The following is a 12243-nucleotide window of genomic DNA, read 5'->3' on the forward strand; positions in this document are numbered from 1 at the left end:
ACCGTATCGCCAGCCGAAGGATGTGACAAGGGTCATAACGGAGCGGAGTCGGGCTCGGATCGCGGGACCTACGGCCGCCTGTCGGGCCTATCGGAAAGCTCCGGAACGGCCGTCAGCCATCCGTTCGGAGAGGTCGTGGCCGGTCGTCGGACAGCAGGGACACGATGCGGGCGACCTGGGCGGCGTAGCGCTCGCCGAAGTCCGGCGCGTCCACGTCGAGGCCGAGGGCTCGGGCGATGTGGGGGAAGCCCACCGGGGCGGCGGCCATCGCGAAGAGGGCGAGTCCGACCGACGCGGGGTCCAGGTCGGCGGCCAGTTCGCCCGCCTCCCGCCTGCGCTCGAAGTCCGCCGCCACCTCGCGGAAGCGCGTCCGCTGGGCGTCCTCGTTCCCGGCCGTGGCACCCGTGCCGTCGAGGCCCTGCCGCAGGACCAGGCGCGCCAGGTCGGGGGACCGGGAGGTCTGGAGGGCGTACTCGCGGGCGATCTCCGACAGCGGGGCGTCCGGACTGGTGAGCGCCTGCTCGTCGCGGCGCCACCGGTCGCTGATGGCGTCGAAGAGCCCCTGCTTGCCGCCGAAGTAGTACGAGATCAGCTGCTTGTTGACCCCGGCCCTGGCCGCGATGTCGCCGACGCGCGCGCCGCTGAAGCCGTGCGCCGAGAACTCCGCCACGGCCGCCTCCAGCAGGAGGTGCCTGCTGCGCTCGGCGTCGCGCTGCCGTTCCGCGGGCTCCGGCGAACGGCGGGGCGCCTTGTCGGTCATGGCGCTCACTATAGCCGTGTCATCCGAACAGCTGATACTGTCAACCAAACGGATGACTAAGGGGATGGCATGGAAGTCGTGGTCGTCGGTGCCGGTGTCGGAGGACTCGCGCTGGCGCAGGGGTTGGTCGCCAACGGCGTCCGGGTGCGCGTGTACGAGCGGGATTCCGGCCCGAGGCAGCGGAACCAGGGGTACCGGATCCACATCGACGACACCGGCGGACGCGCGCTGGCCGAGGTGCTGCCACCCGACGTCCGACGACGGGTCGTCGAGACCGCCTGCCATCCCGGCGACCTGCTCGCCGGGTTCGACAGCCACCTCGCGCCGCTGTTCGAGCAGACGTTCCCCGTGACCGATCCGGACGCGGTCGGCGCCGTCGACCGGTACGCGTTCCGCCGCGCGCTGATGACCGGTCTGGACGACGTCGTCCACTTCGGACACGAGTTCGTCGACTACGCCGACACCGGGGACGGGCGGGTGGAGGTCCGCTTCGCCGACGGCCGGACCACGACCGCGGACGTGCTCGTGGGCGCGGACGGCGTGGGATCGCGGGTCCGGGCACGGCTGCTGCCGGACTTCGAGGTCGCCGACATCGGGGTGCGGTGCGTGTACGGCAAGCTGCCGCTCACCGACGCGGTGCGCGCCCACGTCCCGGCCGCGTTCCTGCGCGGCTTCTGCTTCGCCTCGGACGGCTCCGGGCGCGGCGCGGCGTTCGCCCCGGTGCTGTTCCGCGAACCGCCCGAGGAGTACGGCGACTACCTGATGGTCGTGTTCACCGGCACCCCGCAGGCCCTCGGCCGTTCCGACGAGGAGCTGTTCGCGCTCGACCCGCGCGAGCTGTGGCAGGTCGTGGTGGCCGGGACCGAGGGCTGGCACCCGTCGATCCGCGCGATCGTCGCCGCCGCGGACGCCGACTCGGCGTTCCCGATCACCCTGCGCTCGTGCACGCGGATCGAACCGTGGCGCACCGGCCGGGTCACGCTGCTCGGCGACGCCGTCCACCCGATGACCCCGGCGGCGGGCGCGGGGGCGAACACCGCGCTCCACGACGCCGCCCTGCTCACCGGGGCGCTGAGCGGCGGTGGTCCGCTCGTCGACGCGCTGGCCGGGTACGAACGGGAGATGATCGGGCACGCCAGGCAGGTCGTCGCCGACTCGCTGCGCCGGGCGGAGCAGATGTTCGGCACGACCGCGGTGGAACCGGCCGCACCCGCGGACCGGGGACCGGACGCCCCGTGACGGGGCTGGGCAGGACGGACGGACTCATGGGCACGGTGTACTGCGACCTGGCGATCTCCCTGGACGGCTACCTGGCGGGGCCCGACCAGACGCCGGAGACCCCGCTGGGCGAGGGCGGGATCGGGCTGCACCGGTGGAAGTTCGACGAGCCCGAGGAACATGCGCGGGAAAGCGCGGCCATCGTCGACGCGGGCGCGTTCATCATGGGTCGCAACATGTTCGCCGGACCGGGGCAGGGGCCGTGGGACCCGGAGTGGACCGGCTGGTGGGGCGCGGAGCCGCCTTACCACGGCCCGGTGTTCGTCCTCACCCACCACGCCCGCGAGCCGATCCCGAGGGAGGGCGGCACGACCTTCCACTTCGTCACCGGCGGCATCGCCGAAGCCCTGGACCGGGCTCGGGAGGCCGCGGGCGAGCGGGCCGTGTCGATCGCGGGCGGGGCGGCCACGGCCAACCAGTACCTGGCGGCGGGACTGGTCGACGAACTGCGGCTGCACCTCGTCCCGGTCCTCTTCGGACGGGGCGAACGGCTCTTCGACGGCGTCGGGCACACCGAACTCGTCCAGGCCGACGTCCGCCCCACACCCCGCGTCACGCACCTGCGCTACACCCGCAAGCCCTCATGACCGATCCCGTCGTGGCGAGCGCCCGACCGGCCTGGGGTGACCGGCATCACGCAACAGCGGAACGGGGGCGGCCCTAAGCAGGTGTGACGACCACCAAGGGCAGGATCGCGGGGGTGACGACGCTGGGTGCCGGCGAGCCGCCTCCGACCGACGCGACGTTGTGGGGGTCGATCGGCGACGGCGACCACGCGTCCTTCACCGCGTTGTTCGAGCGGCACGCGGAACGGGTGTGGAACTACGCCTACCGCCTGACCGCGTCGTGGTCGACGGCGGACGACCTGCTGTCGGCGACGTTCCTGGCCGCGTGGCGCAAGCGCGGGGACGGGGTGCTGGTGCGCGAGTCGGCGTTGCCGTGGCTGTACACCGTGGCGGCCAACCTGGCCCGCACGGAGTGGCGGGCGGGCAGGCGCAGGCAGCGGGTGCTGTTCCGGCTCGCCGAGACCGCTGTCGTCGCCGACCACGCCCAAGAGCTGGCCGACCGCTCGGAGGCGGAGGACCGGTTGCGGCGGGTGGTGGTGGCGGTGGGACGGCTGCCCCGTTCCGAACGCGAGGTCGCCCGGCTGTGCCTGCTGGGCGAGATGTCCACCGCGGACGCCGCCGCGCTGCTCGGCATCGCCGAGACGAGCGTGCGCTCCCGCGTGTCCCGAGCCCGGACGAAGCTCCGCGACCTGACCACGAGGACCCATGATGAGTGACCCACTGGACTTCCCGCCGTCCCGACCGCTGCCCGAGGGCGTCCGCGACCGGGCCCGCCTGCACCTGGCCGAGGGCATGGCCGCACCGCGCCGGACCTCCCACCGCACGCCGCTGGTGATCGCCGCGGCCGTCGTGCTGCTCGCCGCCGCGGGCGCCGTGGTCACCCAGGGCCTCGGGGGAGGGGGCGGTTCGACGGCCGCGGGTCCGAGCACCGTCCCCAACACGCCGCAGACGCGCGAACTCCCGCCGCCGGACCTGGTCGACGACTTCCACGCGCGCGACGGCTGGGCCCCGCCGGAGGTGGTCGACCGCTGCGCGGCCGAGGCGCGGGGACTGCCGGGCAAGGAGGCGTGGACACCGCTGATGACGACCGTGGTCCACGAGACCACGCTGTCGGCGTTCAGGACCGGCCCGGACGGCGTGTTCTTCTGCGAGACCACCCCGACGTCGGTCACCGTGTCCCGGTCGTGGGCGCCCGACACCGGGGGAGCGCCCGCGCGGATCCGGTTCATCTCCACCCAGGGGTCCGTGGCGGGCTTCGTCCAGCCGCAGGTCGGGCTGCTCCGACTGCTCGCGGCCGACGGCCGCATGGAGAACGCGCACGCGCTCATCGCGGGCGACGTCTTCCTCACCCCGCAGGGCTTCCGCGGGGTGGAGACGGGGGTGACGTTCGTCGTCGACTCCGAACGGGAACTCCCCGCGACGGATCTGCCCGCGCCGAGCCCGGCCACCGTCGACCGGCCGCAGCCGCCGGGCGACCGCGTCACCGACGAGGGTCGTCGGCTGGGGGCCTGCCTCGACGCCGGACCGGCACCGGCTCCGGACAGGGCCAACTGGGTGCCCGGCGCGCACGCCGTGCTCAGCGCGACCAGCGAGGTGCAGCTCGGCCGCTACCACGACCTGCTCGTCGTGTGCGCGGTCCGCGAGCTGGACCAGCCCCCGAGCCTCGGCGTCGTCGACCTGTCGGACATCACCGGGCCGCATTCCGGGGGCCAGGAACTCGTCGGCCGGTCCATTTGGGGCACGGGGCGCTTCTACGACTTCCAGTCCACACCGGACGGTGCCCAGAGCAGCGACAGCCGCGGTTACGTCGGCATCGTCCTCGACGACCGGGCCGCCTCGATCACCCTGACGCGCCAGGGCTTTCCGGACGCGACGGCCGTCATCGCGGGCGGCACGTTCGTCCTCGCGGGCCCCGCGACCAAGGGCATGGCCACGGTTCCGCCGGGCGTCGAGGTGACCGTTCGGGACGCCGGGGGCGCCGTGCTCGAACAGTTCTCACCGGGAGGCTGACCGCGTGTCCTCAGACCTCGGCGGAGGTCGGGGACAGGACGCGGGCGAGCCACTCGCCGCGCGTGCGCCGCGCCGAGACGGACAGACCCGCCCGCGGGTAGAGCGCGTCGAACCCGTGGAAGCCGCCCGCCCAGATGTGCAGCTCGGCCTGGCCGCCCGCGGCCCAGATCCGGGTGGCGTAGTCGACGTCCTCGTCGCGGAAGACCTCGGCCGTGCCCGCGTCGACGTAGGTCGTGGGCAGACCGGCGAGGTCGTCGGCGGTGGCGGGGGAGACGTAGGGGGACACCTCGGTGAGACCGCCGAGGACCGAGCGCCAGCCGAACTCGTTCATCTCGCGGGTCCAGACGGCGGGGATGCCGGAGAACTGCCTGCTGGACGTGGTGTCGTTGCGGTGGTCGAGCATGGGGCAGACCAGGACCTGGGCGGCGATCGACGGGCCGCCCAGGTCGCGGGCCATGAGGGTGACGCCCGCGGCCAGGCCGCCGCCCGCGCTGGCGCCCGCCACGACGATCCGGGCGGGGTCGACGCCCAGCTCGTCGGCGTGCTCGGCCACCCAGAGCAGGCCGCGGTAGCAGTCGTCGACGAGCGTCGTGCCGGTGGCCTCCGGGGCGAGGCGGTGGTCCACGGAGACGACGACGGCGCCGACCAGGTCCAGCCAGTCCAGGGGGATGTCGATCTGGGAGAAGCGATCGCCCATGACCATGCCGCCGCCGTGGATCCAGTAGACGCACGGCGCGTTCACGGGTGACGGCGGGCTGAAGACCGAGAGCGGGATCCGGGTGCCGTCGGGGGCGGGGACGGTGAGTTCGCGGCGGTCGACGGCGCGGCCTTCGAGCAGGGGCTCGACCGGGGCCGAGGAGAACCCGCGCAGTCGGGCGAGCATCTCGGGACGGATCTCGGTCATCAGCGGCAGATCGGCGAGCAGCGCGCGCAGTTCGGGGTCGAGAGCGGGGCGGGGCGTGGTCATCGCGGAGTCCTCTCGGCGGAGTGGTCGGGGGTCAGAACGCGGCTTTGCCGCCGACGGGCACGGCGTCGAGGTAGGCGGACTCACCCGCCAGCAGCGGTCGTAGCCGTGCGACCAGCTCCCGCGCCTGCCCGGTCGCGAAGAACGCGGAGTGGGCCTCCTGGCTGGTCCACCCCTCCGTGACGTGGACGACGTCCGGGTCGCCCGCCGAGCGGCTGACGAGGAAGACGGCGCAGTCGTCGTTCGGCAGGGACGGCGCGTCGAGCAGGAGTTCGACGAGCTGGTCGCCCTTGCCGGGCAGGGCGGTCATGGTGGCGTGGAAACCGTGGTTGACGATCATGGTGATTCTCCTCGTCGGTGGGATTCGACTGGAACCATCACATCACCTCCAACTGCGGAAACCGTAGAAGGATGCTCTTGGTTGCTTGCCTGATCCTCCCAACGCGGCGATCATCGGGAGATGAGCCTCGACGAGCTGCGCGACCTGCTGGAACGCCACGCCCGGCCCGACATGACCACGGCCGTCGACGGCGTCCTGATCTCGAGGGTCGAGCGGACCACCTCGCCGTCACCCGCGATGTCGGGCACGGTGCTGGCGCTCATCGCGCAGGGCGCGAAGCACATCGCGCTGGGCGACCGCGTGTACTCCTACGGCGCCGGGCAGTACCTCGTCGCGTCGGTCGACATGCCGATCACCGGCCGGTTCACCGAGGCCAGCCCCGACCGGCCCGCCGTGGGCTTCGGCCTGGTCCTGCGCCCCGCCGTCGTGGCCGAGCTGCTGTTGCAGGCCGCTCCCGGCGACCTCCCGCCGTCGGCGGGCGTGCCGTCCGGCATGGCCGTGAACGAGGCGTCCGCCGAGCTGGTCGACGCGGTGACCAGGCTGGTGCGCCTGCTCGACCGGCCGCGCGACATCGCGGTGCTCGCGCCGCTGGTCGAACGGGAGATCCTCTGGCGGCTCATCACCGGCGAGCAGGGTGCCGTCGTCCGCCAGCTCGGCCTCGCCGACAGCGGTCTCGCCCACATCGCGGGCGCGGTCCGGTGGATCCGCGACAACCACGCCGAGTCGTTCCGCGTCGAGGACGTGGCAAGGCTGGCGGCCATGAGCACGTCCGCGTTCTACCGCAACTTCCAGGCCGTCACCGCGATGAGCCCGATCCAGTTCCAGAAGCAGATCCGGCTCCAGCGCGCCAGGCTCCTGCTCGCCACGGATCCCGACGACGTCGCGGGCGTCAGCCGCCGCGTCGGCTACGACAGCCCGTCGCAGTTCAGCCGCGAGTACCGCCGCCAGTTCGGAGCGCCGCCCAGCCAGGACGCCGCCCGCCTTCGTGGCACCTCACCAGCTCTTTCACTCGAACGAGTAAATCTATGATCGCGGAGGTAGACATTCATGGGCAGCTGTGTGTAGTGTTCTCCTTGTTGAGAGAGAGAAAGTCAGTGACACGGGAGATGACGAACTGCCCGTGAGGTCAAGTGCAAGACGGTCGGACGTGCTGGGGCCAGACGGTGAAGGGGCTCCTCGGCAGTGGACCAGGGGTTGTCGGCAAGTGATCGGAAGTGCGCCGACGGCCGAGTTGCAATAAGAAGTAGTTGCAATGAGAAGTATGAGTTGCTGGTGCAGGACGGCCAGGTGTGCCGGAGCCGATCGGTTGAAGGGGTTCCAGGCAGGTGGCCAGGATGGTCGGCGATGTTGTCCGGGTGTGTGCAGTACGTCCCGGTGTCGATCACCTCGTGAGGAATGTCGGCAATCAGAGGAGAAGGGAAGGGTTGCACACCATCGGATCGCCCGGTTTCGGTTGATCTCAGCCGGACGGGTACCGCGGTTCCATCGGATTGGAAGGTGGTCTTCGGTTACGCACATGCGATCCCCGTTGCTCCCGCTTCTAGTGCGGGTCGCGCGGACAGAGGAAGCCGATCCCACGGTCGGCTAGGTGGAAGTGGAATCCGACAACCCTTGGGGCCCCGGCGCTACTGCGCCGGGGCCCCTCGTTCTGCGCAGGTCTTCGGGGCTCGCGAGTGCCCTCCCGCGGATGCCCGGTGAGGGACGCCTACAGCCGCAGGCGGTCCCGCAGCGCTCGGGCCACCCGGCCCATCAGCGCCTCGGCCTCGGGTTGCGCCGCCGCCGCCACCCGCGACTCGGTCATCGCCACGACGGCGAACACCCGGCCGTCGTCGTGCTCCACGACCCCGGCCTCGTGCCGCAGGTTCAGCAGCGTGCCCGTCTTGGACGACCACCTCGACGAGTCGGACGTGAAGTCCGGGGCGAGCCGCTGGCGCAGGACGTTGTGCGCCAGGAGATCCCGCACCCGCGCCGCCACGTCCGGGTCGATCGCCGTCGGCGTCCACAGGGCTTGGAGCAGATCGGCCATCGCCCGCGCGGTTCCGGAGCTGGCGCGGCTCACGTCGAGCTGCGGCACCGGGTGGCCGCGGCCCGCCGTGCGGGCGCCGATGGCGAGCGTGTGGGCCAAGTGCACCTCCGCGGGGTCGAAGCGCTCGGCGGGGGTGTCGGTGAGGTCGCTGATCGGGTGCCGCACGGCGATGCCGCGCAGCCCGAAGCCGCGCAGTCGGCGGCCGACCTCGGCGGGCGGTGTGAGGGCGAACAGGGCGTCCGCGGCGGCCCCGTCGCTGATCGACGTGCTCAGGTAGACCAGGTCCTCCACGGCGACCAACGCCGGGTGGCGGAACCTGCTCAGCCCCGGCGGCCCCGGCGACTCCGGATCCCCGGCCCGCACGAGGATCTGCGCGGCGCCGTCCAGCTCGCCGGTGCGGACGCGGTCCAGCGTCGCGATCGCCAGCGGCACCTTCACCAGCGAGGCCAGCGGGAACTCCACGTCGGGGTCGATGCCCAGCTCGTCGCCGGTGGCCAGGTCGCGCACCAGGAACGACCCGCGCAGCCCGCCGTCGGCCAACTCCTCGCGCAGGGCGCGAACCAGCGCGTCGTCGCTCACGCGTCCGCCTCGGCGCCGAGGCACCGCGCGACCGGGCCCGCCAGCGCGGTGCGGATGCGGTCGGCGTCGTCGCCGATCCCGGCGGCCACGTCGTAGCCGCGCGCCAGCACGAGCCCGCCCACCGGCCGCCAGTGCAGATCCAGTTCGTCGGCCTGGGCGGCGGGGCACAGCAGCAGGTCGGCCGAACCGAGCACCTCCGCCACGGCCGACGTCAGCGACCCCGCCACCACGACCTGCGAGGGCCGCAGTCCCAGCGCGTCGCGCGCCCGCATGATCCGGTCCCGCACGTGCGGCACGTCGTCCTCCGGTTGCAGCCACACCCGCCGCGCCGTCCGCACACCCCGGCCGGGGCGCAGCGTGTCCAGGTGCACGGTGTCCGCGTCGAACGGCTTCGCCCCGGCCACGCCCAGCGGCACCGACCACGTGCCCTCCTCGGCGGGCACCGCCGTGAGCGCCGCTCGCACCTCCTGGTTGCGGAGCATCTCCACCCGCTCGGACGGCGTCGCCGGGCGCAGGTCCAGGACAACGCCGCGGGCGCGGGCGTCGGCGTCCAGCCGGGCCAGCGTCCGGACGCCGCACGAACCGGGCACGGCCAGGCGCAGCGGGCGTCGACCGGCGCGGCGCGCGTCCTGCTCCAGCGCCTCGGCGGCCTGCACGACGCGCTTCGCGGCGGGCAGCACGTCCACCCCGAACGGGGTCAGCTTCGCGCGCCGGGGCGTCCGGTCGAACAGCCGTCCGCCCAGGCTCGTCTCCAGTGCCGCGATCCGGCGGCTCGCCACCGACTGCGGAATCCGGGCCGCCGCCGCGCCGAGGGTGAAGCTGCCGCGCTCGCTCACGCTGACGAACGCCCTGCACGCGCCGACCAGGTCCATGACCAGAGCTTATGACGGGAACGCATCGAACCCGCCGTTCCCGTCTTGGACGGCATGGGGCGATGGCGGTGAGACTGCGGATCCCACCCACCACGAAGGGAAACCCGGTGACCAACCACCTGCTGCGCCGCGCGTTCGCGGCGGCGTTCGCCGCGACCGCGCTGACGGCGTGCTCCGCGGCGGCCGCTCCGACGACCGCGACACCTCCGGCGTCCCCGGTGTCCACGACCTCCGGCGCGCGGTCCGACGCCGACTTCGCCGGGCTGGAGAAGGCCTTCGACGCGCGCCTGGGCGTGCACGCGATCGACACCGGCACCGGTCGGGAGGTGTCCTACCGCGACGGGGAGCGCTTCGCCTACGCCTCCACCCACAAGGCCCTATCGGCCGCCGCTGTGCTTGGGATCAACACGCTGCCCGAACTGGAGGAGGTCGTCACCTACACCGCGGCCGACCTGGTGGCGAACTCGCCGATCACCGAGAAGCACGTCGACACCGGCATGACGCTGCGCGAGGTCGCCGACGCGGCGATCCGGTACAGCGACAACACCGCCGGGAACCTGCTGTTCCGCGAACTGGGCGGCCCGGCGGCGCTCGGCGAGGCGCTGCGGGGGATCGGCGACACCACGACGCGCGTCGACCGGATCGAACCCGACCTGAACGACACCTCTCCGGGCGACCTCCGCGACAGCAGCACGCCGCGGGCGCTCGCCACCGATCTGCGCGCCGTCGCCGTGGACGACGTGCTGCCCGCCGACAAGCGCGACGTGCTGGTGGACCTGTTGCGCCGCAACACCACCGGCGACAAGGCGATCCGCGCCGGGGTGCCCGCGGGCTGGGCCGTCGACGACAAGACCGGCAGCGCCGCCTACGGCACGCGCAACGACATCGCCGTCCTCCGGCCGCCGGACCACGCCCCGATCGTGCTGGCCGTGCTCTCCGACCGCGCCACCGCCGACGCCGTCCGCGACGACGCGCTCCTGCAACGCGCCACCCAGGTCGTGGTGACCGCCTTGGGCCTGGCGGGGTAGGACCTCAGGCGAACGCCCCGGCGGACCCGAACACGTGCTCGGCGAACCGCTGCCCCATCCTGCGGTGCGCGGCCGCGTCCGGGTGGAGCCGGTCCGGCAGCGGCAGGTCGGCCGCGTCGGCGTCGCCGTAGAGCACGCGGCCGTCGAGGTGGTGCAGGTTCGGGTCGTCGGCCGCCCGCAGCGCCACGATCCGGGCCAGTTCGTCCCGGATGGCGGTGAGCGTCAGCTTCCCCGGACCGGGCTCGCCCGCGGCCCGGAACACCACCTTGCCCTCGGCGAGCCCGCTGAGATCGGGCAGGCTGGGGCCGGGGGCGTCCTCGTGGATCGGGCACAGGATCGGCGAGACGACCAGCAGCGGCGTGGTCGGCCGCCCTTCGCGGATGGTGTCGAGGAAGCCGTGCACCGCGGGACCGAAGGCGCGCAGGCGCATCACGTCGCCGTTGACGAGGTTGATGCCGATCTTCACGCTGATCAGGTCGGCCGGGGTGTCGCGCATCGCCCTGGCGGTGAACGGGTCGAGCATGGCGCCACCGCCGAAGCCGAGGTTGACCAGGTCGACGCCGCCGAGGGACGCGGCCAGCGCGGGCCAGGTCGTGCTGGGGCTCGCGGCGTTCGAGCCGTGGCTGATGGAGCTGCCGTGGTGCAGCCACACCCGGCGGTCACCGGTGGGCGCCGGGTCGACCGGGGCGTCGGTGCGCAGGGCGACCAGCTGGGTGATCTCGTTGTGGGGCAACCAGATCTGCACGTCCTTGACGCCGTCGGGCAGACCGGTGAAGCGCACGGTGGCGACCGGGCCGGGTGTGGTCGCGGAGGCTCCCGTGGCCATGTCGACGGTCAGGACGTTGCCACCGTCCGCGGTCGCCTGTGCGGTCAGCAGGCCGTCGACGAGCAGGTCGTACACGCCGTCCGGCCGCTGGGGCACGCCCGCGTAGGCGGTCTTGGTGGGCAGCACGTCCAGTTCGACGGTCGTGGCGGCCGTGCGCAGCACGACCCGCACGCCGGCGGGCTGGGCCTCGGCCATCGCGAGCTGGCCGTCCGTCGACTGCGCGCGGGCGCGGGCGGGCAGGCGGTGCGGCAGCAGGCCGTGCGCGGTGCGCTCCAGTTCCAGCGCGCCGCGCACGAGGTCGGAGGTGATGGTGGTGGTGATCATGTCGTCAACCCGTCGTCCGGTTCGGGCCAGTGGCGCAGGAGCGCGTCGAGGGCGTCCAGGACCCGCGACCAGCTGACGTCCGCGTCGGGCGCGCTGTGGTCGAAACCCCCGCCCAGCTCCAGCTCCACGTAGCCGTGGAAGGTGCTGCCCAGCAGCCGCACCGCGTGCGTCTGGTCGGGCTCCACCAGGTCGTAGCCGCGCAGGACGGCCCGTGTCATCGCGGAGTGCCTGCCGCCGGCACTGGCGGCGGCCGCCTCCGGGGTGAGCCGCGTCCGCGCCGCGGCGTAGCGGCCGGGGTGCTCGCGGGCGTAGTCGCGGTAGACGTTCGCCAACGCCACCAGGGCGTCCTTCCCGGCCCGCCCGGCCAGCGCGGCGTCACCGCGGTTGGCCATCTCCTCCAACGCGAGCAGGGCGATCCGCGTCTTGAGGTCCTCGGAGTTGCGGACGTGGGAGTACAGGCTCGAGACCTGCACGTCGAACAGCCGGGCCACGGCCGAGACCGTCACCTGCCCGAAGCCGATCCGGTCGGCCAGTTCCGCGCCCGCCCTGGCCAGCCGGTCCACGGTCAGTCCCGCACGTCCCACAGCGCCTCCTCCATTGCCTATGAGCATTCTGCAATTGCCTAAAGCCTTTAGGCAAGGCGACGTCCGACACACGGGATTTTCCCTTG

General features: G+C 73.0%; 13 protein-coding genes. 6 read left to right on the top strand and 7 right to left on the bottom strand.

Annotated features, from left to right (window positions below):
* Positions 1–112: 112 nt before the first annotated feature.
* Entirely contained in the window at positions 113–760 is a 648-nt protein-coding gene (locus RM788_RS47355; RefSeq protein ID WP_315927658.1) for a TetR family transcriptional regulator, read from the bottom strand.
* Between the two features lie 69 nt (positions 761–829).
* Between RM788_RS47355 and RM788_RS47360 the strand changes: the two genes are divergently transcribed.
* From RM788_RS47360 to RM788_RS47375, 4 genes are all read left to right on the top strand, one after another.
* Positions 830–1999 carry an FAD-dependent oxidoreductase gene (locus RM788_RS47360; RefSeq protein WP_315927660.1) on the top strand — a complete coding sequence of 390 codons (1170 nt, stop codon included), beginning with the start codon at positions 830–832 and terminating at the stop codon, positions 1997–1999.
* A 26-nt stretch (positions 2000–2025) separates the two neighbouring features.
* On the top strand, positions 2026–2625 hold the full coding sequence (locus tag RM788_RS47365; RefSeq protein WP_315927662.1) for a dihydrofolate reductase family protein: 600 nt from the start codon (positions 2026–2028) through the stop codon (positions 2623–2625).
* Positions 2626–2708: 83 nt separating this feature from the next.
* Positions 2709–3320 carry an RNA polymerase sigma factor gene (locus tag RM788_RS47370; protein ID WP_315927664.1) on the top strand — a complete coding sequence of 204 codons (612 nt, stop codon included), beginning with the start codon at positions 2709–2711 and terminating at the stop codon, positions 3318–3320.
* Positions 3313–4614, top strand: coding sequence for a hypothetical protein (locus RM788_RS47375; protein ID WP_315927666.1), 1302 nt, complete (start codon positions 3313–3315; stop codon positions 4612–4614). The genes RM788_RS47370 and RM788_RS47375 overlap by 8 nt, the downstream gene beginning before the upstream one ends.
* Positions 4615–4624: 10 nt before the next feature.
* On the opposite strand, the gene RM788_RS47380 is transcribed toward RM788_RS47375, so the two are convergent.
* Positions 4625–5581, bottom strand: a complete 957-nt coding sequence (locus tag RM788_RS47380) for an alpha/beta hydrolase (RefSeq protein WP_315927668.1) — start codon at positions 5579–5581, stop codon at positions 4625–4627.
* 31 nt (positions 5582–5612) lie between these two features.
* Positions 5613–5918, bottom strand: coding sequence for a putative quinol monooxygenase (locus tag RM788_RS47385; protein ID WP_315927670.1), 306 nt, complete (start codon positions 5916–5918; stop codon positions 5613–5615).
* A 120-nt stretch (positions 5919–6038) separates the two neighbouring features.
* Here RM788_RS47385 and RM788_RS47390 point away from each other — a divergent pair, with 120 nt between their 5' ends.
* Entirely contained in the window at positions 6039–6947 is a 909-nt protein-coding gene (locus tag RM788_RS47390; RefSeq protein WP_315927671.1) for an AraC family transcriptional regulator, read from the top strand.
* Between the two features lie 676 nt (positions 6948–7623).
* On the opposite strand, the gene RM788_RS47395 is transcribed toward RM788_RS47390, so the two are convergent.
* Both RM788_RS47395 and RM788_RS47400 read right to left on the bottom strand, forming a co-directional pair.
* Complete coding sequence (locus tag RM788_RS47395; protein ID WP_315927673.1) at positions 7624–8523, bottom strand: serine hydrolase; 900 nt, start codon at positions 8521–8523, stop codon at positions 7624–7626.
* Positions 8520–9395 carry a LysR family transcriptional regulator gene (locus RM788_RS47400; RefSeq protein ID WP_315927675.1) on the bottom strand — a complete coding sequence of 292 codons (876 nt, stop codon included), beginning with the start codon at positions 9393–9395 and terminating at the stop codon, positions 8520–8522. Before RM788_RS47400 ends, RM788_RS47395 begins: the two co-directional genes overlap by 4 nt.
* A 107-nt stretch (positions 9396–9502) precedes the next feature.
* Between RM788_RS47400 and bla the strand changes: the two genes are divergently transcribed.
* Positions 9503–10423 (top strand): class A beta-lactamase, encoded by a 921-nt coding sequence (bla, locus tag RM788_RS47405; RefSeq protein WP_315927677.1) that lies wholly within the window; start codon positions 9503–9505, stop codon positions 10421–10423.
* Positions 10424–10427: 4 nt separating this feature from the next.
* Here the strand turns inward: bla and RM788_RS47410 are convergent, their stop codons facing one another.
* Together RM788_RS47410 and RM788_RS47415 are read right to left on the bottom strand one after the other, a co-directional pair.
* Entirely contained in the window at positions 10428–11573 is a 1146-nt protein-coding gene (locus RM788_RS47410; protein WP_315927679.1) for a GDSL-type esterase/lipase family protein, read from the bottom strand.
* On the bottom strand, positions 11570–12157 hold the full coding sequence (locus RM788_RS47415; protein WP_315927681.1) for a TetR/AcrR family transcriptional regulator: 588 nt from the start codon (positions 12155–12157) through the stop codon (positions 11570–11572). The genes RM788_RS47410 and RM788_RS47415 overlap by 4 nt, the downstream gene beginning before the upstream one ends.
* Positions 12158–12243 lie beyond the last annotated feature (86 nt).

The sequence above is a fragment of the Umezawaea sp. Da 62-37 genome (assembly GCF_032460545.1).
GTDB lineage: Bacteria > Actinomycetota > Actinomycetes > Mycobacteriales > Pseudonocardiaceae > Umezawaea.

What these genes read in the sequence shown, in the direction of transcription:
- RM788_RS47355 (WP_315927658.1), bottom strand. Translation starts at nt 760, where the DNA reads ATGACCGACAAGGCGCCCCGCCGTTCGCCGGAGCCCGCGGAACGGCAG.
- RM788_RS47360 (WP_315927660.1), top strand. Translation starts at nt 830, where the DNA reads ATGGAAGTCGTGGTCGTCGGTGCCGGTGTCGGAGGACTCGCGCTGGCG.
- RM788_RS47365 (WP_315927662.1), top strand. Translation starts at nt 2,026, where the DNA reads ATGGGCACGGTGTACTGCGACCTGGCGATCTCCCTGGACGGCTACCTG.
- RM788_RS47375 (WP_315927666.1), top strand. Translation starts at nt 3,313, where the DNA reads ATGAGTGACCCACTGGACTTCCCGCCGTCCCGACCGCTGCCCGAGGGC.
- RM788_RS47380 (WP_315927668.1), bottom strand. Translation starts at nt 5,581, where the DNA reads ATGACCACGCCCCGCCCCGCTCTCGACCCCGAACTGCGCGCGCTGCTC.
- RM788_RS47385 (WP_315927670.1), bottom strand. Translation starts at nt 5,918, where the DNA reads ATGATCGTCAACCACGGTTTCCACGCCACCATGACCGCCCTGCCCGGC.
- RM788_RS47390 (WP_315927671.1), top strand. Translation starts at nt 6,039, where the DNA reads ATGAGCCTCGACGAGCTGCGCGACCTGCTGGAACGCCACGCCCGGCCC.
- RM788_RS47400 (WP_315927675.1), bottom strand. Translation starts at nt 9,395, where the DNA reads ATGGACCTGGTCGGCGCGTGCAGGGCGTTCGTCAGCGTGAGCGAGCGC.
- RM788_RS47410 (WP_315927679.1), bottom strand. Translation starts at nt 11,573, where the DNA reads ATGATCACCACCACCATCACCTCCGACCTCGTGCGCGGCGCGCTGGAA.